At 34.1% G+C, this 20,482-nt stretch carries 21 protein-coding genes and 1 pseudogene; 15 read left to right on the top strand and 7 right to left on the bottom strand.

What is annotated here, in order from left to right; translation table 11 throughout:
- Nucleotides 1–410, top strand: a pseudogene (locus tag ACIROD_RS03075) (hypothetical protein); the annotation flags it as partial.
- A 431-nt stretch (nucleotides 411–841) separates the two neighbouring features.
- On the opposite strand, the gene ACIROD_RS03070 reads toward ACIROD_RS03075, so the two are convergent.
- Nucleotides 842–1,459: a TetR/AcrR family transcriptional regulator gene (locus tag ACIROD_RS03070; protein ID WP_402937840.1), complete on the bottom strand. Its 618-nt coding sequence runs from the start codon at nucleotides 1,457–1,459 to the stop codon at nucleotides 842–844.
- A 174-nt stretch (nucleotides 1,460–1,633) separates the two neighbouring features.
- Here ACIROD_RS03070 and ACIROD_RS03065 point away from each other — a divergent pair, with 174 nt between their 5' ends.
- Together ACIROD_RS03065 and ACIROD_RS03060 are read left to right on the top strand one after the other, a co-directional pair.
- A complete protein-coding gene (locus tag ACIROD_RS03065) occupies nucleotides 1,634–2,824 on the top strand; it encodes a YhgE/Pip domain-containing protein (RefSeq protein WP_402937837.1) in 1,191 nt (396 codons plus the stop codon).
- A gap of 211 nt (nucleotides 2,825–3,035) precedes the next feature.
- Nucleotides 3,036–3,392, top strand: coding sequence for a VOC family protein (locus ACIROD_RS03060; protein WP_402937834.1), 357 nt, complete (start codon nucleotides 3,036–3,038; stop codon nucleotides 3,390–3,392).
- Nucleotides 3,393–3,789: 397 nt separating this feature from the next.
- On the opposite strand, the gene ACIROD_RS03055 is transcribed toward ACIROD_RS03060, so the two are convergent.
- Entirely contained in the window at nucleotides 3,790–5,247 is a 1,458-nt protein-coding gene (locus ACIROD_RS03055) for a S8 family serine peptidase (RefSeq protein ID WP_402937831.1), read from the bottom strand.
- 202 nt (nucleotides 5,248–5,449) lie between these two features.
- Here ACIROD_RS03055 and ACIROD_RS03050 point away from each other — a divergent pair, with 202 nt between their 5' ends.
- The 3 genes from ACIROD_RS03050 (at nucleotide 5,450) to ACIROD_RS03040 (ending at nucleotide 7,410) form a co-directional block, all read left to right on the top strand.
- Nucleotides 5,450–5,659 (top strand): hypothetical protein, encoded by a 210-nt coding sequence (locus ACIROD_RS03050; RefSeq protein ID WP_402937828.1) that lies wholly within the window; start codon nucleotides 5,450–5,452, stop codon nucleotides 5,657–5,659.
- A gap of 402 nt (nucleotides 5,660–6,061) precedes the next feature.
- Nucleotides 6,062–6,310, top strand: a complete 249-nt coding sequence (locus ACIROD_RS03045) for a hypothetical protein (protein ID WP_402937826.1) — start codon at nucleotides 6,062–6,064, stop codon at nucleotides 6,308–6,310.
- A 950-nt stretch (nucleotides 6,311–7,260) separates the two neighbouring features.
- Nucleotides 7,261–7,410 (top strand): hypothetical protein, encoded by a 150-nt coding sequence (locus tag ACIROD_RS03040; protein ID WP_094246623.1) that lies wholly within the window; start codon nucleotides 7,261–7,263, stop codon nucleotides 7,408–7,410.
- 243 nt (nucleotides 7,411–7,653) lie between these two features.
- Here the strand turns inward: ACIROD_RS03040 and ACIROD_RS03035 are convergent, their stop codons facing one another.
- The gene (locus ACIROD_RS03035; RefSeq protein ID WP_402937821.1) at nucleotides 7,654–8,904 is read right to left on the bottom strand and encodes an MFS transporter; all 1,251 of its coding nucleotides are present in this window, start codon (nucleotides 8,902–8,904) and stop codon (nucleotides 7,654–7,656) included.
- 195 nt (nucleotides 8,905–9,099) lie between these two features.
- Between ACIROD_RS03035 and ACIROD_RS03030 the strand changes: the two genes are divergently transcribed.
- The 4 genes from ACIROD_RS03030 to ACIROD_RS03015 all read left to right on the top strand — a co-directional run bounded on the left by ACIROD_RS03030 (nucleotide 9,100) and on the right by ACIROD_RS03015 (nucleotide 11,827).
- Nucleotides 9,100–9,951 carry a LysR family transcriptional regulator gene (locus tag ACIROD_RS03030; RefSeq protein WP_402937818.1) on the top strand — a complete coding sequence of 284 codons (852 nt, stop codon included), beginning with the start codon at nucleotides 9,100–9,102 and terminating at the stop codon, nucleotides 9,949–9,951.
- Between the two features lie 156 nt (nucleotides 9,952–10,107).
- Entirely contained in the window at nucleotides 10,108–10,677 is a 570-nt protein-coding gene (locus ACIROD_RS03025; protein ID WP_402937815.1) for a nucleotidyltransferase domain-containing protein, read from the top strand.
- 73 nt (nucleotides 10,678–10,750) lie between these two features.
- Nucleotides 10,751–11,407 (top strand): uridine kinase family protein, encoded by a 657-nt coding sequence (locus tag ACIROD_RS03020; protein WP_402937813.1) that lies wholly within the window; start codon nucleotides 10,751–10,753, stop codon nucleotides 11,405–11,407.
- A gap of 189 nt (nucleotides 11,408–11,596) precedes the next feature.
- On the top strand, nucleotides 11,597–11,827 hold the full coding sequence (locus ACIROD_RS03015; protein WP_106028701.1) for a DUF3953 domain-containing protein: 231 nt from the start codon (nucleotides 11,597–11,599) through the stop codon (nucleotides 11,825–11,827).
- A gap of 197 nt (nucleotides 11,828–12,024) precedes the next feature.
- Here ACIROD_RS03015 and ACIROD_RS03010 read toward each other — a convergent pair whose 3' ends face one another.
- On the bottom strand, nucleotides 12,025–12,654 hold the full coding sequence (locus tag ACIROD_RS03010; RefSeq protein WP_402937809.1) for a YczE/YyaS/YitT family protein: 630 nt from the start codon (nucleotides 12,652–12,654) through the stop codon (nucleotides 12,025–12,027).
- A 2-nt stretch (nucleotides 12,655–12,656) separates the two neighbouring features.
- Nucleotides 12,657–13,352 carry a YjjG family noncanonical pyrimidine nucleotidase gene (locus ACIROD_RS03005; RefSeq protein ID WP_402937807.1) on the bottom strand — a complete coding sequence of 232 codons (696 nt, stop codon included), beginning with the start codon at nucleotides 13,350–13,352 and terminating at the stop codon, nucleotides 12,657–12,659.
- Nucleotides 13,353–13,429: 77 nt separating this feature from the next.
- On the opposite strand from ACIROD_RS03005, the gene yeiL reads away from it, so the two are divergent.
- The 4 genes from yeiL (at nucleotide 13,430) to ACIROD_RS02985 (ending at nucleotide 16,302) form a co-directional block, all read left to right on the top strand.
- Nucleotides 13,430–14,101, top strand: coding sequence for a transcriptional regulator YeiL (gene yeiL / locus ACIROD_RS03000; protein WP_402937804.1), 672 nt, complete (start codon nucleotides 13,430–13,432; stop codon nucleotides 14,099–14,101).
- Nucleotides 14,102–14,502: 401 nt separating this feature from the next.
- Nucleotides 14,503–14,694 carry a hypothetical protein gene (locus ACIROD_RS02995; RefSeq protein ID WP_402937801.1) on the top strand — a complete coding sequence of 64 codons (192 nt, stop codon included), beginning with the start codon at nucleotides 14,503–14,505 and terminating at the stop codon, nucleotides 14,692–14,694.
- A 144-nt stretch (nucleotides 14,695–14,838) separates the two neighbouring features.
- Nucleotides 14,839–15,324, top strand: a complete 486-nt coding sequence (locus tag ACIROD_RS02990; protein ID WP_101225316.1) for an HIT family protein — start codon at nucleotides 14,839–14,841, stop codon at nucleotides 15,322–15,324.
- A gap of 231 nt (nucleotides 15,325–15,555) precedes the next feature.
- The gene (locus tag ACIROD_RS02985; protein WP_402937798.1) at nucleotides 15,556–16,302 is read left to right on the top strand and encodes a polysaccharide deacetylase family protein; all 747 of its coding nucleotides are present in this window, start codon (nucleotides 15,556–15,558) and stop codon (nucleotides 16,300–16,302) included.
- A 270-nt stretch (nucleotides 16,303–16,572) separates the two neighbouring features.
- Here the strand turns inward: ACIROD_RS02985 and ACIROD_RS02980 are convergent, their stop codons facing one another.
- A complete protein-coding gene (locus tag ACIROD_RS02980) occupies nucleotides 16,573–17,190 on the bottom strand; it encodes a cell wall hydrolase (protein ID WP_402937795.1) in 618 nt (205 codons plus the stop codon).
- 453 nt (nucleotides 17,191–17,643) lie between these two features.
- Between ACIROD_RS02980 and ACIROD_RS02975 the strand changes: the two genes are divergently transcribed.
- Nucleotides 17,644–18,264: a DUF421 domain-containing protein gene (locus ACIROD_RS02975; protein WP_402937792.1), complete on the top strand. Its 621-nt coding sequence runs from the start codon at nucleotides 17,644–17,646 to the stop codon at nucleotides 18,262–18,264.
- 321 nt (nucleotides 18,265–18,585) lie between these two features.
- Here ACIROD_RS02975 and ACIROD_RS02970 read toward each other — a convergent pair whose 3' ends face one another.
- The gene (locus ACIROD_RS02970) at nucleotides 18,586–19,971 is read right to left on the bottom strand and encodes a cytochrome P450 (RefSeq protein ID WP_402937789.1); all 1,386 of its coding nucleotides are present in this window, start codon (nucleotides 19,969–19,971) and stop codon (nucleotides 18,586–18,588) included.
- Nucleotides 19,972–20,482: the final 511 nt, after the last annotated feature.

Below are 20,482 nucleotides of genomic sequence, written 5' to 3'. Positions count from 1 at the left end.
GAGCCACAGGTGCAACTCCTCAATTATTTTTTGCAGAAGCTGCTGGTCCAATCGCCCTCACAACTACTGGAACCGAAACGACAGTGGTTACAATGAATGTACCAACTACTGTTGGCCAGAACATTAAAGTGGACTTTGCAGTATCAATTGATGTGGTTACAACGGCAAATTCAAATTTCACCTTTCAAACTAGGCTATATCGTAATGGGACTTTAATTGATACACGTGCCATTCAAAGAAGTGTAAGTGCTGCAGGTACATCAAGATTTCCTGTTGCATCTACTAATGTAAATACTGCTGCTGTCACTGGGACTACAACATATGAAATTAGAATCGCTTATACAGTAGCAACAAATGTAACCTCCTCAAGTGCTATAAATGTCGATATTAACGCAATACGCTTTCCATAATGAAAGTAACTCTATATCACCAGCCATATTCCTTTTAAGAAGGGTATGGCCTTTTTTATAAGGTCATATACTTTTTGAATGTTCTGTATTTGGATTGAGTACAATTGTATAAGAAAGGGCGTTAAAATGAAGGTTTTATAGGTTGGTATTTTCTGATTACGATTTTAGCTACAACGTATTGGAAAGGACTTGGTTGGTAGTTTTTAGTAATTTGTGCAATTGTATTGTTTTTTGGTGACGGCTTGATAAGAAGATTATTTTAAAAATAACTATTATTTTTTAAACTAACAGTGCCATACAGTAAGATAGGAGCTGCCATTGCGACAGCTTTTTTATTGTTCACTATCGGGATAGGTTAGTTGCATAATCATATTAATAATAAAGGGACAGTACCTATTTTTCATAGTATTGTCCCTTAATCCCTGTGTGATTTATTTTTTCAAACCAGCTGCAAAGAAGGGACCATTAACTGTAATGGTTGATAGGATACGAGCCATTTCTTTAGGGGATTCTTTCCTGCCACTATCCAACCATTGTTGAATTACACCTATATGTGCAGATGCAACGTAAGAAGCAAAATATTGTCCTGGTACAAGTAAATTTTCCTCCTTAATAAGTGCGTTTGGATTATTTCCAAGAAATGTTTTCCACATAAAGTCTTTCAATCTTGTTTGAAAAGATAAATCGCCTTTTGGACCTAACACAGCCTTCATAAAACCACTATTCTCATTAAGATACTCAAATATTAAAACTGAAAGGGAAAATGTTGTTGCAGTCGGTGAGTTGGTTTCAAGTGCGGCAATAACACCTGGGAAGTTCTGTTTTACAAGTCTGGACATTTCAAGCATGATTTCTTCTTCGCATTTCGTCATTAAATCAAATTTGTCTTGGTAGTGGGCATAAAATGTACCCCTATTAATTTTTGCTCTAGTTGTTATGTCTTTAACCGTAATTGCTTCGAACCCTTTTTCATCTATCAATTCAACTAGTGCATCTCGGATGGATTCTTTTGTTCGAATGACCCGTAAATCCGTATTACTATCTCGCAAGCTACTTCCTCCTTAATTTTAATCAACACATTTATAAATGGTGTTCCGTAACCAACACATGTGCCATTTTTGATTATTGAAACAGAACTAGTCCCCAATTATAATTTGAATGTAGTAAATAAAACAACAGGTTGTTCTTTATTATAATATAAACCCAAATAAGGAGAGTAAAATATGTTCAAAAATAAATTGGTATTGGTTTCGCCGATCATCGCATTGGCAGTTATTTTTATTTTTTCACTTACATTATTTCCATCCGTTCAATCACAACCGAAAAATCTGCCGATTGCAATCGTAAATGAGGATGAAGGAGTGGAAATTCCTAATCAACCAGAAATGAATATGGGTAAAACCATCGTTGAAACAATGGATAAAAATACAACAACAAATGAAGACCCTGTTGTAAAGTGGGTTGAAGTAAAAACAGCAGAGGAAGCACAAATTGGAATGGATGAACAAAAATATTATGCAGCATTGGTCATTCCGAAAGACTTCAGTGCTAATCAGGCATCATTAAGGACACCAGCACCTTCTGCAACTGAAGTACAAATATTTATTAATCAGGGTATGAATACGGCTGCTTCAACGATGGCAGGACAGTTCTTGAATGGAGTAGTGGATAACATGAACAACACTGTCCGAAAACAACTGCTTGATGGTTTTGAAAAACAAGGAGCAACTTTGACTGCAAAACAGGCAGCAAGCCTTGCAGTTCCAATCGCTAAGAAAGTCACAAATGTCAATGAAATCGGCACGAATAGTGCGAATGGAAATGCTCCTGTTTCCTTATTCCAGCCATTATGGATGGCTAGTTTGGCAAGTGCTGCGATAATCTTTATTTCCATTAGCAAAATGCCGATTCGCACTAGAAAAGAAAACCTTGTCACAAAGATAGGGCAAATTTTTATGGGTGCCGTTGTAGCTCTGGTAATTGGATTTGGCTTAACCTGGATAGCAGATGGTATGGTTGGTTTAAATATCCCGAATTTCATGGATACGGCTTTATTTTTATCAATAACATCCTTTAGCTTTTTTCTAATGATATTAGCTGTACTTTCACTATTGGGGCTTAAAGGTATGCCTATTTTTATCTTACTGCTTTTCTTCGGTGCACCTTTACTGGCAATGGCACCTGAAATGATGTCTCCATTTTATCGGGATTGGATTTATTCTTGGTTGCCAATGCGATTTATGGTAGAAGGGCTTCGTGGATTATTCTTCTTTGGGGAAGGCTTAACCTGGAGTACGCCTGTTTCTGTTCTTGTTTGGATTGGATTAGTAAGCATGATTGTGATAATGAGTACTGCTTTAAAACGCAATAGAGTGAAGGAAGTAGTATCCGATTCTGAAATATATATAAAGTAATTGCAGGGATACAATGTTGGTCAAATTGTTGTCATATTTACCAAAAGAGTCGTTTCTCTTATAGGGAAAACGACTCTTTTTATTGAGTAAGTGAAAAAATGTACGTAAACTAACGGGGCAGTATAGTTGAAGAAGGAACTTAAATTTAAATCTCGAATATCTAATGTAATCGGATAGCTAAAAATTTGAAGACAGACAGGAGTTAGATACGATGATAAAAGGTTTTGGAGGAATCTTTTGGAGAACTAAGAATCTTGAAGTTATAAAAAAATGGTACAGTGAAGTGTTGAAGATTGAAATAGACAATTGGAATGGGACTGTGATAAAACCCCAATTAGGGAATGAGACTATCTTTTCTTTCTTTACCGAGAATGACAGTTATTTTCCAACAGAACAACAAGTGATGTTAAATTTCCAAGTACATAATCTAAACGAGACTATTAAGCATCTTGAACATATTGGTGTACCACTTGCAAAGAAAAAAGAGATTGGTGAATTTGGAAAGTTTATTTGGATTGAAGATCCTGAAGGTCGACTGGTCGAGCTTTGGGAGAATAACGAGTTGTAATTCATTTGCTATTGAGCTAACGGGTGCGTTAGCTGAAGATCAGAGCTGTCTTTAAGGCAGCTTTTTCTTATGCAACTATCGGGGTCAGTATAGGTCCATAACACAAATTGGAGAATGTTTTTTTACTCGGACTAGAAATTGTAATTAAGCGATAAAACAAAAAAATCCCAACAATTAAGTTGGGAATGAATTTTAACTGGTGAGTTGTGATAATTAGAATATGGCTTCACGCATTTTATGTGTTTTTGTTTTTTATATTTCGGGCATATAGTTTCTTTGTTGAGCAAAGAAACCTTATTTTATGGATATATTCATGTCCAATTACTGTTCGTGTTGCAGATTCTGATCAAGAATCTTCCTTGTACTTTTAATATTTCATCTTATTTTGAAACATAAGCTACTTCTTTATATTTTCTAATGCTCTATAAGCATTTGCTTCTCCTGAACCAAATAAAGCATCTTGTCCTTTCTTTCCATAGTCAACAGCTGTTTGCTTAATGCGCGCTGTTACTTGGGCAGGTTTATAATCCGGATGAGCTGCCTTAATAACTCCTGCAATTCCAGCTACTTGAGGAGTAGCCATGGAAGTACCAGCATTAAACTCATATGAAGTACCTAAATAGGTAGGCCAAGTACTTAGGATTAAGTTACTTGGATCAGCCGCCGCAGGATCATTGGTTTCTGCATATTCAGGCCCATAATCTCCTCCGGGAGCTGCCACGTCAATAGCACTGTTTCCATAATTAGAGTAGAAAGCAAGCTGTTGAGTGGACCATTTTGTGGAGGCAGACACATTAATAACTCCTGGCATTTGTGCTGGTACCACAGTTGCAGGACCTTTCACGCTCATTCCATATGGTTCATACAATTTGTTTAAAAATTCGTTAACTTCCTTCTTGTCATCTAAATTTAAACTTTCATTACCACTACCGGCTACTACAGTTACTCCATTCTTTACTGCATATTGAATTGCTCTCTTCCAAAGTAACGTTTCAGCGACTGATTTATAGCTTTCTCCCTCAATTGTCATTTTGTTATTATTATAGAAACGAAGAGACATATTAATAACATCTACCTTGTCATTTGTTGCTGCAATTATTCCATCTATAATCCAAGTTGGTAATCCAAGAGCTTGCTCTGAGTATAATACGCGATAGGATCTGATTCCTAAATCTGGTCCTACACCCTTTACTTTACCATTTGCTCCAATGATCCCGGCAACGTGAGTACCATGCCCATTGCGATCTTTTATATCAGTAGGATCACCTGTTTCAGATTCATCCATTCCAGCAGGAACAAGATTACGTCCACCTATTATATTATTCTTTAAATCAGGATGAGACTCATCAATTCCAGTATCAATCACTCCCACCACTGCTTTATGAGTAATACTGCCATCGTTATTTTTATATCCGCCTGTTTCTAAATCATATGATTTCCCGTCGTTGGTCACCCTTTGAATATCCCATTGGGAGTCCCAATAACTCTCTGAATTTTGCTGGCTGATGATACTAGATCCATAGTTATAAGGGCTGACTGCAGATTTGTTTAAGGTAAGGGGAATTTCTCTGTTAGCAGCTTCTATTGAAGAATTACCTTTTAGGTTTTTAAGAAAAGAAGGCTCGTCAGATTGAGCTTCTATTCCTCCAACTTCGGGAAGAACTTTGGTTACTTTACCACCAGCTTTCCGTATTACCTCTTGATAATTCTCTGGTAATCCACTTTTAAAAGCTATTGCGTATGTGTCATTCATCTCCTGATTTTGACTCTTAGCTTTGGTAGGATCACCACCAACGGATAGTATCCCTGCTCCTACTGCAATCGAAAGTACCGTATGTAGAATTTTCTTTTTCATATGCCTCCTCCTATATAATGGAAAATATTAATCATATACTATCTTAATATACAACAACTTAAATTCCAAGTTTTCCTAATAAATCTATTATTGAAATTGGCAGCTCTTTTTCTTATGGAACTATCGGGGCAGGATAGTTCCATAAGGAGTATGAAATATATGGTAAAATGTAGGTATCGACTTTTTGATTGGGGGAGGTTAAATGCAATACTTTGTACTTGCATTAATTATCGGGGTGATTATTTTTACTCTTTTTAGGATGTTTAATAAGAATAAAACAATACCAAGTAATCAATATACACCTATTGATGACATCAATAATGGATTAGTTCGAAATTACTCAAGCGAACCTCAAGAAATAGAGTCAAGAAAAGAAATACCTTATGAAGAAGTTGATAAAAAGAGTGATTGAAATAAAGCACTATTCAGCTAACGGGTGCTTTAGCTTAAGATCGGAGCTGTCTTTAAGGCAGCTTTTTCTTTATGGAACTATCGGGGCAGGTTAGTTGGATTACCTGCCAAATAATAGGAGTGGTTTGTATTATGGCAACAACAAAGAAAAGATTCTTCATTAGTTATATAGTGGGTTTCATACTCATATATATTGCAAACTCTGGTCTACAATACTTCAGGGGGCAAACGATAAATTGGTTAGGGAATTTAGCATACGCATTCTGTTTCGTAGTATTTCATTCACTTTTAAGTTGGTTATGGGGAGATTTTTATAAGAAAAAAGCCACTATGTGATGGGGATTTTTGGTTTTTTGATTTTTATCCTCAGTTCATATGTGATAAAGGGCAGGAGGACACAAAATTGAAAAAGTTCTTATTATCATTATTAGTTGGAGTAATAATAGGAGGAATAATTTGTTACGTTTTTATGGATTATGAAACTTCCAACTATGTAATTCAAGATTTTTATGGTCAGGAAGAGAAGGAAATTAAAGAGTGGGACTTTATGTATATCACACAAGCTGGTTTCATAATTTTAGCCATCACTCTATTATTTTATTTCTCTTGGGGCGTAATGGCAAAACGGATGGATAAAGATCAAAAATTGTAAATATTTATATTTTTTAGCATGATTCACCAACTCCCGCTGGACTAACTGCAATTGTAATTGAGTCTGAAGAATTAACTCCTTCTAATATTATGCCAATTAAAGAAATAAATAAAAAAATCTTGTTGAACTAACGTATGCTTTACTTCAATGCTAAGAGCTGATTAGCAGTTCTTTTTCTTCTGGAACTAAAGGGGCAGGTTAGTTCAAGAAGGTATTATTTTAGTGTATAGTTATTCCAATGAAGAATGAGTACAAAATCAATCAGTATTATTTAATAATTTCTGCTAGGTGTAAAAAATGGGAGTGACTCTATATTAAAAATAATCCAATGTTACTTCTTTTTTCTTTTCTATTTATTGTCATTTTTGGATTTTGGTTAAGAAAAAGGATTCTTTCATTCGATTTTAAAAATAAAAGTAAATTGTTCTTCATATTGGGTAACTTTGAGTTAATTGGTGGAGTTCTTATTGGTGTAGGATTACTATTTATTGTGATTTTTCTCTAAGGTGTTTATTTCACAAACGGGTGCGTTAACTGAAGATCGGAGCTGTCTTTTAGGCAGCCTTTTGTTATGGAACTAAAGGGGCAGTAATCGAGAACGTAATGGTTATTAGCATTAAGAACCATTTAAAAGATGGAGTAGACTTAGATTGTTTTAATATTTTAAACCTTATTTACCGAACAATTGGACCTTTGGAAGAGAGCTGAACAAACAAGAAATAGAATTATTGAGGCTTATGCAGAGTGTCAAGGCATTTTATTTTGATTATAGCAATGAAATGAATACCATTTGGCGATGAATTATTTTACTAAGTTTTTAATGTTTTTACTGATATATATGCAAAGTTAGCAGTACACTAATAAAGTAATAAGGTTTACTTCAGTAAAATAAGGTATATTATATTTGTTGAATAGATTTTCTTTAAAGACAAGCAAAGTAGGTGAACAAAGTGGGAAAATATCAATTGGATACCAAAGGTAAGGTAGCTGTGACAAAGTTTCATGAAAAACAGACGCCTGCCAAATTTGATAAAAAGCAGCATCTTGAAAAAATACGTGCGGAGTATTTGAAAAAGAAGCAAAAACAAACAGATAAATAATATGAATGAAAACATAGGAAGACTAAAATCTCCCTATGTTTTTCTTATTCGAAGTTCTTTTTTCAATTGATGATAGAGTTTATTATTCCCATAAAAATGAATTTTCTTAATCAACTAACGGGTGCGTTAGTTGATTAAGGAACACAAAAATGATCAATCTTTTTTATAAAACAATAATCCAATTAAATAGTATAAGGGCATGTTTTGATTAATCTTTTTTCAAAACATGCCCTTTCTATTTATTCATTTATCAAGGTTGTTTGTATTAATTTGATCAAACTTTGTGGTGATCCCATGATCCATTCTTTTTTTTATTTTTACTCTGTATAAATTAATCGCTCCCAAAGCTACAGATATTCCCGCCAAATATAGGGCTTGTTCATAACTGTTCAATAGATTAACGACTAAACCGAATAAAGAGGGTGCTATGACAATGAATAATTGATTTAATGTCAATGCTGAACTTACCGTTAAACCTATAAAACGTGAATCCGATTGCTCTGTGATACAAGCAATAAAAATGGAATACCAACCAATGGCTACAAAACCCAAAAGTAAACAAAATAATAGCATCAAGATTTCCATTTCAACATTCATGATAAGTGGCAGCATCACTGTAAGAATTACGGTAACAGCCATCACAATAAGCAATAACCTTTCCCTTTTACCTTCAAAGAATTGGTCACTCGCCCATGCGATGACTACCCGTCCAACGATACCACCTATTAAAACGACGCTTAAATATTTTCCTGCCTCTGTTAATGAATAGCCCCCTTCGTTATGCAAATAACTCATAAAATGCGCAATGATAATCATCTGTAATGACATCATCACAACACCGACTATATACATCGGATATAACTCTTTATTATTTTTTATGACACTCATTTTCTCCTTGAACCCGACCGAGGTTGATCCCGTTTCGCTCGTTCTTTCTGGTTCGTTATATAATAATAGGAAGAGCAGCCCTCCGATTATTGCTACGATCCCTTGTACTATATGTACTGATGACAAATTGAAATGATAATATGTATAGGATAAAACTGCAGAGGCTAAAGATCCTCCAATCGGTATTCCCGTCTGTCTTATCCCTAGAGCCAGACCTCTATGTTCGTTTGGAAACCATTTTACGATGGCCGTGCTTCCACCGGTTTGAGCACTTCCATACCATATACCGACCAACAATAATAAAAGCAGCAATACAATATAATCATTTACAAAAACTAGCGTTAAAGCTGAGATCCCCAATAAAATGTTCCCCCACCCGATAATGTGTTTTTCCCCTTTTTTATCCATCAGGTAACCGAACGCCAGCATTGAAAACATCGGTCCAATATTGACTGCTGAAACGATGAAGCCTGCTTGAAGTGGTGTTAAATTCCATTCGATTTGATAAAATGCAGCGATGGGTCCCATGCCATATGTCACAAAGGTTGCTGCAGTTTGGGATAACGTGGCCACCAATACGATTAACCATTTATAATATGTATGCATTAAGAAATTCTCCCCCTATGCTTGATGTATCGTTCAATAATAATTCGATGGGATAAATTCTTATTTTTAGCTTCTAGCATTATCTAGTCTCCCTTACTTATTAAGCTAACTAGAGTTTACTCTGACTGCCTAGAAGCGTAAAATGGAGGAAAATGATAGGGTTCATAAATTTTTTTTATAGGGTGTGCCAACTATATGAACATCAAAGAAATAGCATTGAAAATTGAAATATTAAACCGTCAAAATTTAAGTAAGTCTGCAGAAATCACGAACTATACTCAATCCGCCCTTACGGCTAAAGTGAAAAAAATAGAGTCGGAAATTGGAAAACTTGTTTTTAAACGCACGCCCCAAGGATTGAAAATCACTAGCGTCGGAATACAGTATAAAAACTATCTTCAACTTATTTCACAAGAGTACGAAGAATTTTTACAAAACATTGGTGCCATTCAAACTAACTCTAAAGTGGATTTTGGCACATCACATACAACCTTGAAAATCTATGGTGCCCATATCGCGAATACTTTGAATATGAACGACATTCAAATGGATGTGGATTTCGCCGTAGATTCCAGTAATGCCATAAACCAAAAAGTGCACAATTCCGAATTAGATTGTGCACTCATTAGTGAACCTATTAAGAAATATCCCGACTTAACTTATGACATCGTTGCAACTGAAACATTCGAGGTCATTTCAAGTAAGGACCATATCATCAATTTTGATTGGAAAACACCTATTACATTGCTCGTATTGAGTATAGGTTGTATGTATACAAGAGCTGTGACCGAATGGCTTATGAATAATCAAATACCATATAAATTAAAGGAAATTAAATCAATCAGCAGTATCCAAGATTTTTTGCAAATCAGCAATACAATTGCAGTATTGAATACTAAGCTTATAGATTTATATAACTATACAAACATTCACTATTACAAATTAAGCTTTAACAATGTCATTAATACCGTTTTCGTTTATAAGATGAACGACGGCGAACAGAACAATATCGTACAATTAAAAAATGTTCTGAAAACGATTGGTTAATTACAAAAAAGGGGTTTTATCTTTAGAGTTGCTTTGGCAGCTCTTTTTCATATGGAACTATCGGGGCAGGATAGTTGCATAAGAGTTCAATATAGAGGTTATTCAAAATAGACAAAGAATACTAAGGATATAAGTATTTTAGCTTGGGGGATTTATATGTCATTTGAACAATGTCATAGTATTACTTCTTTAATGTCAGGATTTAATAAAACGTGGTTCTTTGCAGGTGGTTGGGCAATTGACCTTTTTATCGGTAGAGAAACAAGACAACATCAAGATATTGAGATTGCCCTATTTCGAAAAGACCAATTAAACCTGAAGGAATATCTAAAAGAATGGGACTTTAAAAAGGCTATTAAAGGTAAATTCTATGCTTGGGAAAATGAGTTTTTAGAGTTACCTATTCACGAAGTACACGCTTTAAATAAGTCAAATGGAGATAAATTAGAGGTACTTCTAAATGAAACAAAGGATGATGACTGGAAGTTCAGAAGGGATTTAACGATCTCCTATCCACTTAAGTCAGTTTGGAGTTATTCGGATACCGGGATTCCTTATCTAAATCCAGAAATTGTACTTTTATATAAAGTGAAAAACACAAGAGAAAAAGACGACCAAGACTTTATGGCGATATTAGACAATCTAGATGATGAGAGGAAAAAACGGCTTAAGTATGCCATACAATTGCACGAACCAGAACATAAATGGCTTCAATTCTTAACATAACTTATTGATGAAGAGCTTAAAGAGGAAAAAGCGAGTATTAGGTTTAATTCTTATAATGGACAGGGGGAGAGGGATGGATAAGTTATTACAAGATATCATAAATTGGGTCAGAATGACTGATGAACAGATTGTTATTGGCATTTCAGGACATGGTGCTGCTGGAAAAACGACGTTTGCCAATAGGCTCGCAATCCTACTAAATCAAAATGAAGTGAATTATATTAATACAGATCCATATATTGTTAGTTCGAACATACGAAAGCATGCAGTTATCGACTATACATATCAAAACGAAAATCATCGTTATAAAATGACGGCTTGCCATCCATCAACTCATCATTTGCATTCTTTAGAAAGAGATGTTCAGATGGTTAGAGATGGTTTAGATTTATATACAATAGATACGCATTATATGAAAAGTGAGTTAATTTCTTCGAAAAACAAAGTAACGATTGTAGAAGGAATGAGTGTCGCATTTATTAATCCAGATTTATTTGATTTAAAAATTTACTTCTATACAGATGGTGAAACGGAATTAATGAGAAGGTCGAGCCGTGATATTGTTGAGAGAGGAACCAATATCAATTATTTAAGGCAGTCTCATGAAGAACGTCGGATTCAGTACGAAGTATTTATGCATCCATACAGTCAGCGTTTTGATATTATTATCAAAACTTTTGATGAAGCAATATGTCTAGAAAAAAATACATTTGAATTTAAATGCAAATAATCAACTATTTGTTGTGTTTAGCGTTAGCTGAAGATCGGAGTTGTCTTTAAGGCAGCTTTTTTTATGGAACTATCGGGGCAGGTTAGTGAAAAAAGGACTTTCCATTTTCCACACAAATGAAAAGGTGTTAAATGGTATGATTAAATAAAAAATCGTACAGAACTTAATTTTTTAGGGGGAAATATATTCTTGAAAATAGTTAGAATTAGCTTAGCAATAATTGTTCTTGCTTTATCAGCTTATCTGCTAATTACTGAAAACTTTGAGTTTATGCCGTATTTAATGTTGATCTCGGGGGCAATTATGTTGGTGAGAGGATTAGCTGAACTTCAAAAAGATAGAAAAGGAGGATTTTTGGGGTGCGTAGTTGTCTCATTATTTCTTTTCTTTGTTTCAATACAGGGTTTCTTAATGAACTAACGGGTGCGTTAGCTGAAGATTGGAGCTGTCTTTAAGGCAGCTTTTTCTTATGGAACTATCGGGGCAGGTTAGTTTAACTGTAGTGTTACAAAAAAGATTGATCATTTAGAATAAAGTTCGATAATTTATATTAAAGTTTGATAAAAATAACCTCTTTGGATTCTCAACCGTAAGAGGTTATTTTTTAGTTATGCTATTTATTGAGTTTGGGGTTTCTGTTGATAGTTTTTAAATTTCAATCGTGTATATGAAATAATGCCGGACAATAAGAAGAAGCTGATAATCGTTCCTTCACGAATATTGATTGGTAAATTGTATAGTAGTGATATTGTTATTGATAGAATAATGGAGAATAAATCGACACAATATCTGTATTGAGAGAAAGGGCGTTTTGTTAATTCAGCTATTCGTAAACATAAACTTTCAATAGGAAAAGGAATAATATCTAATGATAAAATAATGCCTGTTGTTCCACCGGCTAGTATCGCACCGAAAATAAATAGTCCGATTCTTACTAAATAATTCTCTACGTAAATCGTACCGAAAATAGTATAGAGGAAAAAATTAATAACCATTCCAAAGAACAAGATGGAAATGAACATCAAAGTAAATTTTCTAAAATCCTTTTTTTCGCATAGGCAGATATAACCGAATAGAAAAATGAGATTTGCAATGAATGTAATTGTGCCAACTTTGATGGAAGTCCATTCAGATATTGATAAATTCATCGCATTAAAACTGCTGACACCAACATCAGCTTTTAATGTAAGACTAATGCCAATAGCACTTACTATATAGAGTAGAATCGATTGAATTACTTTTTTCATGATTATTCCTCTAATAAGTCCATTATTTGCATTAAATTTGGTATCGTATATGTGCTCTTAGGTGAACATGATTTAGGCATGCTTCTCTTAGGGTTAAACCATACACAATCAATTCCGACATTGATAGCTCCTTGAATATCCGATGTTAAACGATCACCTATCATTAGGAATTCTTCTTTACGGCTTGTATGCAGGGCATCAAAAATATAGTAAAAGAAATGGGGATTCGGTTTTTCATAACCAATTTCTTCGGAGATAAAAAGTTGTTCAAAATATCCTTGTAGCTTGGCACCTCCTAATCTTTTTCTTTGAGTCTTTCCTACACCGTTTGTTCCAATATATAATTTATAATCTTGCTTACTTAAAGCATTTAATAATTCATGTGCATGGGTAACGGTCTTATGTCCTTGGTTTAAATGCTCACGGTACATAGCTTCAACCTTTGCTCCGTTTTCATCTATATGAAATTCCTTCAAAAAAAGTGAAAAACGCGTTGTCAGCACTTCTTCACGAGAAATCAAGCCTTCCTCTAATTGATGCCATAATCCATCATTAATGCGCTTATAACATGCAATTGTTTGTTTGTTATAGGGCAACTCGTACAGCGTAATAATTTGTTTTAAAGCCTTTTCTTCTGAATCTTGAAAATCAAGTATCGTATCATCTAAGTCAAAAATAATATGTTTGTATTTGTTCATTCCTATCCACCTCTTGGTAGTAATATATCGAAAGGAACAATATAATAATAGGAGATATCTCATATTGAGGTGATAAAATGGAAAAAATCAATTTGAAGGATTACGCTGAAAATTTTGTGGATATATATAATGATATTCAAGAAACTTTTCCGAAAGCAGTTTTACATCAGGCTTTTATTTGTAAGTTTTCTTCTAATGAATATATAGTGCGCTTTGATGAAGATATTCAGTACTTATTTTTAATATTGGATGGGCGGGCAAAAATATATATAGTACACGAAAATGGAAAACGTGCGCTGATTCAGTTTCTAAAGAAAGATGATTTTATTGGTGAATTATCCTTGATTGAGGTGGAAAAGAATTTAAAAGATGTTGTGGCTATAAATGACTGTACTTGCTTAGCGGTTCCATTGGCTTCATCGAAAGAGCATCTGTTAAATGACAATCTTTTCCTCCATAATTTATCAAAATATTTAGGTGATAAATTACTTAAAAGAACGGATCATTACACAGCTATGCAGGATTATGAATTCAAAAATCGATTGGCCAAATATATTCTTCAAATAGAAAACGATGGATGCTTTCAAGAGAAGCATACCGAAACAGCAGAATACGTGGGGGTAAGCTATCGACATTTATTATACACACTTAACCAATTCCATGAAGACGGATTATTAGAAAAAAAAGGAAGAAAATATTTTATCATTAATAAAGAAAAGTTAGAAAGATTGAGTTCAAAAAAGGATTAATTTAGTATGATTTGATAACTTGAAATATAAACAAGTTGTTACACTTTTTTCTTATCACAGAAACGAATACTGCTTTGCTAATACGTTTTCAAATTAAAAAATAGCTAATAGAATATTTACTACCACCATTAAAATTTAAGATTAACCAAATCTTTTGCGTTTTTTCATTCAACCATAGTCTTTAACATAGCCTAATAAAATAAAAATATTGTTAAGATGAATTAATATTCTATTTGTGATGTTCCTCACTTAAACTAACGGGTGCGTTAGCTGAAGATCAGAGCTGTCTTTAAGGCAGCTTTTTCTTATGGAACTATAGGGGCAGGTTAGTTCAACAAGGAATAATGCATTTGAAATAGAATTTATATAGTACGTCAATTAAGGAAGAAGGATGAATGATATTGATTAATACAGTTTTTTCATATGTTCTTCTCGGTGTGATAATTTTCTACGCCTTGGAATTGGCAGCTGTTGGTTCAGGTTTTAAGGTACTAATTGGTTGGTGTTTTGGTTTACTTTTATATATAGCTATTCATTTTAGTAAGAACCAAAAAATAAAGAGTGATATGGAAGAGCTCGATGACAGGCAATAATATCCTAATAGGTGCCTTACTTCAATAAGGGAGTTGTTTTGGCAGCTCTTTTTCTTATGGAACTAACGGGGCAGGATAGCTCAACAAGGGTTTGTTTATTTTTATATTTTATAGAGAGATAATATTTTGTTTTTGGAGGGAATTATGAGGGAAATTACTTTGTCTAATGGAAAAACAGTTGAAGTCGAATGTTTAAGTTGTGCTTTAACAAGTGGGGAAATAGAACCGGATGGTGGTGTAATAGTCGAAACTGAATATTTTCATGCTCACCAAGACGTTGCATATCCCATTAAAGGTTTAGTAATTTTAGCCTCTAAACGCCATATTAAGTGCTTTGACGAATTAAATGACTTAGAAAAGGTTGATTACATAAACTTATTATCTAAGATTAGAAAAGCTCAAAGGGAAGTATTAGGGATAGAACATGTTTATTACTTTTATAATGAAGATACTACTCACCATTTTCATACTTGGATGGTTCCTCGATATGAATGGATGTACGATTTTGGACGATCTGTGGAATCTGTTAGACCAGTTTTGCTCCATGCAAGAAACAAATTGAATAATGATGAAAATGTAAAAAGTGTAATTGATGGAATTAAGACTTTAAAAAAAGAACTATACACTTAATCCTTCCTTGTCCCACTAACAGTTGCTTTGGCAGCTCTTTTTCTTATAGAGCTAATGTGGCAGTTAGTCCGATTCCTTAGTGTTTTAAGAAATTAGTTTTTCATTTGGGATTATCAAAGTCATCATTGCAATGGGAGATAGAATCAAATATGGGAGAAATCATAATAGAACTATGCTTTTGAGGCACAATAAATTGAAAAGATATAAAAAGGACGCAAAGCGAGGAATTTTATGAAAAAGGTTGTAATGTTTTTCCTATGTCTTCTTATCTTAATTCTTCCATCACAAGTTTTTGCTCAACGAAAAGTACCAATTTTAATTTATCATTCGATTGACGAGTTTACTGGGCAGGGTTCTAAGGAGCTATATGTAACTCCTGATAATTTCCAGAAACAAATGATTTATTTAAAAGACCATGGCTACACATTATTAACTTTTGATCGTTGGCAAGAAATTCATAAAGAAAATAAACCCATTTTCATTACCTTTGATGACGGATACAAAAACAATCTGAATGCATTTGCTATCTTTCAAAAACTTGAAAACGAACGTTTTAAACCAAGTGGTACCATTTTTGTTATCTCTGACTTTATCGGTCGTTCAAACCGATTATCGAAATCGGATTTAAAAATGATGGCTGATTCGGGTATAATCTCAATCCAGTCTCATACTGCTACACATCCTGATTTGACGGAAATAAAAAATTATGAATATGAACTGAAAGGGTCCAAAGAAAAAATTCAAAAAATAACAGGCAAACCAGTTAATGCTCTTGCGTATCCATACGGAAATTTCAATGACAAAGTGGTAGAAGAAACGAAGAAATATTATTTGTTTGGACTTACGACAACTCCTGAACTATTTTCTGAGAAGGGCATTAAAGACGAACTTTATCTTTTACCACGAGTTTATATCAAGTATTCAACTACTCTTGATGACTTTGCAAAGATAGTTGAAGGCGGTTCCTATACCAGGTAATCGCTTTTTCTTTTGGAACCAAGGGAAAAAGTACTTAATATTGTTTATAAGTAAATGGGTACGGAAAATAAGGAAAAACAGGTGCTTTAGCTGTAGATCGGAGCTGTCTTTAAGGCAGTTTTTTCTTTTGGGGGTGCCGCCAAGGGTACCGCCAAAAAGGTCGGGCAAATACTGCCCGACCTTTCAACTATACCTCACGACATAGTTAATGGGATATTTATAATACGAAACTATAAAAATATCATTCCTCAATATGTATGTAGATTAGTTTTACTTTGCAAATAAGTGGTTGCCTATTCTAATGACTGTTTCCCTTGTGAAAATCCATTCATCTGTTGCCGAGACCGGATTATAATAATAAACAGAACCATGAGTAGGATCCCAACCTTGTAATGCATCAATAACAGCTCGATAAGAATAGCTATTTGGGGTCAAATAATATTGCCCATCATGTACAGCTGTAAAAGCATTTGTCTGGAAAATAACATCGTAAGTATTTTTAGGAAAACCTGGTGTTGACATTCGGTTCAAAATTACTGCAGCGACAGCTACTTTTCCTTCATAAGTTTCTCCTCGAGCTTCTCCATAAACAACCCTTGCCATCATTTCAATACTATTTAATTTTTGTTGTGTTTGGAATCCAAAAACTCCATCTGGTAATATTCCAGAATCTAGTTGAAATTGTTTCACTGCATGATCAGTAATTGAACCATAATACCCTGTTGGTTGACTGTTAAAGTAACCCATTTTCTTTAAATTTTCTTGTAAGTCATAAACTGCTTGTCCTTGACTTCCATTGTGTAAAATTTCTTGAGCAAAGATTGAATTTGGTATAAAAAACATGAAACAAATAAAAACAACAAACGACATTTTTTTTACATTTAACATCAAATAATAACACATCCTTCGATTCATTTTCCTACTATTCTACTTTATCATACAAGAAAAATAGATTTATCTTACATTATTCCTATTTTAAACCAAAAACTGAAGAAATTTTCAGACGAATTTGTCTGTTTATTGTGGTAGCGCCTATCGCCATCAAGCTAAGAAAAAGGATTATACCCATAACGAAAAAATAAGCTATTCTTCTGTAAATGCTGCTGAAGATAGCTTTTTTCGTTTTGAGGTATAAAGAAATTTTAACTTGATGGGCATGCGTCAAGACTCCTTATGGCACTAACGGGACAGTTAGTTGAAGTGGAGAATTAGTTATTTAGCCTTTATTTTACATTCTAAAAAACACCTGAATTTTTGTTGTTACCTAGTTTCCAAAAACTATCTACATATTTGGTATAGAGTCAACAGATACTAACAAAAAATGTTTAAGGAATGAGAAAAATGATGGATTTTTTAGAAGACATATCTACCTTACCTTATATATTAAAGGCATTGTTAATTTTTTGTACTGCAATTATTCTTCTGCGTATCGCAGGAAAGAGATCACTTGCAGAAACAACAGTTTCGGAAGCTGTGTTAAGGATTTCGATTGGTGCTGTACTAATCCAACCTTTAGCATTGAAAGAGGAATGGCAAGCAGTATATGCTGGAACTTTGCTCATTATAGGAATTGTATTATTAGCAAAAATACAAATATGGTTTCCAAAATCCAGAAAGTTTATTAATGGAGTACCATCAATACTAATTAAAGATGGAAAGGTGAAGTTAGAAGAGCTAAAAAAAGCCAGATTAACGATAGATGAGATACAAAGTGCACTTCGCCAAAAAAATATAGGAAATGTCGAAGATGTTGAATTGGCGATATTAGAGTCCAATGGTAAAATAGCGACTAGCCTAAAGCCAAACAAAGCACCCGCAACCAAAGAAGATATTCAAAAAATTTTAGATATCTTAGCTGAGAATGGTATTCGTTCCTCATCACAAAATCAATCTGAAGCGAAAACGCCACCATTATTTAAAGAAGCTTATGACGAGGGAGACATAGTGGACTATAAATCTTAGAGACATTAAATAAGCTGTTTTTTTCTTTAGTACAAAGATAATACACAATACATAAGCAATGTTCTTCAACTAACGGGTGCGTTAGTTGAATTACAGGGCAAAAACTGGCTTCTTAATATAAGGGAAGTTGTAAGAGGGTATGGTGATGTTGCTGCAATTTTTTTACAAATCAAGATAACCAATAATTCACAATAATAGTAAGCTTAATTTTGTTATATACATCATTTTTCAAGGGATGGTGCAAGGGATACTTAAACGAATAATAACTAAGTACGAACACGAAGGTCTGACCCCGGAGGATATTATACAACTTATATTCATTTAAATTTCAGAAGCTTCTGGTTGGAAACCTCCTATATTTCTATCTTCGACTACCATGCGCAATCCACGCTTCGGTCTGAGTGTAATAGACGGAAGTGGCTTTACTTCATGATGGTCAGGCGCCAGCCTTATCCGATATCGTTGAGCAATGCATGCTAGGACAAGCACAGCTTCCATCACTGCAAAATGATTACCGATACAAACTCTCGGACCTCCGCCAAATGGAAAGTAAGCGAACGGAGGTAGGGTTTTCATAAAGTTGTTTTCAAATCGCTCAGGTTTAAAGGAATCTGGATTATCAAAATACTCAGGCTTGTGGTGCATCACATACTGACTCAACAGGATCATATCGCCTTTTTTAAAAAGATACCCTCCAATTACCACATCCTCCGCCACTTCCCGTTGTATGATATAGGCAGGCGGGTATATGCGCATTGATTCATAGATAACATTTTGTGTGAATGTTAATTTCATAAAATCGCCAGTTGTTAGATTACGGTTGCCGATTACGCTATCTATTTCATTGAAAAGTTTAGTTTCCACATCAGGGTGTTGGGAAAGCAAGTATAAGGTCCAGGAAAGCACATTTGCTGTTGTTTCGTGACCGGCAAGGAAAATGGTCATTAACTCATCACGTAACTGCTTGTCTGTCATAGTTAAGCCATCCTCATCATCTCGAGCATCCATTAGAATCCCAAGCATATCCTCATGTCTCTCTGCCTCTGTTCTACGTTTTTCAATAAAGCTATAAATCACCTTATCAAGTCTCTGTTTCGCAATTTTATATTCACGGTTGTTTTTAGTTGGAACCCATAGTGGCATTTGAAGTGTTCGCATTCTTTTAACGGCAATTCTCATGAAGGCTTCTATAGGTTCCCCGAGCATGCCATATCCTTCTTTGAGGTTCATGCTGAACATGGTCTTGCTGATAATACCCAGTGCAAGGCTCATCATATCCTCCGTAATAATCCTTTCTTCTCTGTTTTTCCAAGTGGAAATATAGTCCATTGTTATATCAATCATATCCTGACCATAATTGTTAATATGAGACTTTTTGAAAGAGGGTTGAATAAGCCTTCTTTGGCGCATGTGAATTTCTTTTTCACTTGTAAGAAGGCCTTCTCCGAGTACTGGTTTTAAAGCAGAGAAGTCCTTTGATTTCAAGAAGGATTTTTGTTTTGTTACAAGTACCTGCTTAATTAAATCTGAATTTGAAATAAGGTAAACATTATGGAAAGGTCCAAAACGAATTTTAGCAACTTCTCCATATTCTTTTGCTAAACGGGTAAGAAAGCCAAGTGTATCTGAAATAAACTCCTTTGAATGGCCAGTAATTAATTTTCCTTTTGGGCCTGGAGAATCATTTGAAAAATTTGTGTCACTCATTGGTCTGTTTCCTCCATTTCGGTATAATTACTTGTATTCATTCTATGAGGAAAGTATTGATTGGTTTGGACAAGTTGTTAATAAGAAGACTAACAAATACAATATTTTTTTTAAAAGATAGTTAATCAATTTGAATGAAATTACAAGTGTGTATAAAGGAATACTATTAATAAACGAAATCAAAGTGTTTATGAAATTGTAAAGGCACCCATCCCTGGTTGTCACTTTCTTTTACTAATGAAAGCAGGTATGTATGGAACTACCTTACAAAAGTTATTATCTTGTTGAACTAACAAATATGGGGTTGGAAACAGCTCCATTTTCTTATGCAACTAACGGGGCAGTTTAGTTCAACAAGCTTTAATTAAGAAATATTTCCATTTCAAACTTATTTAGAGCAAGGTTATTTCTTGCTTTTTTCTTTGTGTTTTTTAAGTTTTTTTTATTCAAAAGAGGTGTTTTTTTGTTGAAAAATAATACTTTTAGTGTAAAATTACACTAAAAAGGAGTA

This window comes from Peribacillus sp. NPDC101481 (genome assembly GCF_044767165.1).
GTDB lineage: Bacteria > Bacillota > Bacilli > Bacillales > DSM-1321 > Peribacillus.
This window is presented reverse-complemented; position numbering and strand designations above follow the sequence as displayed.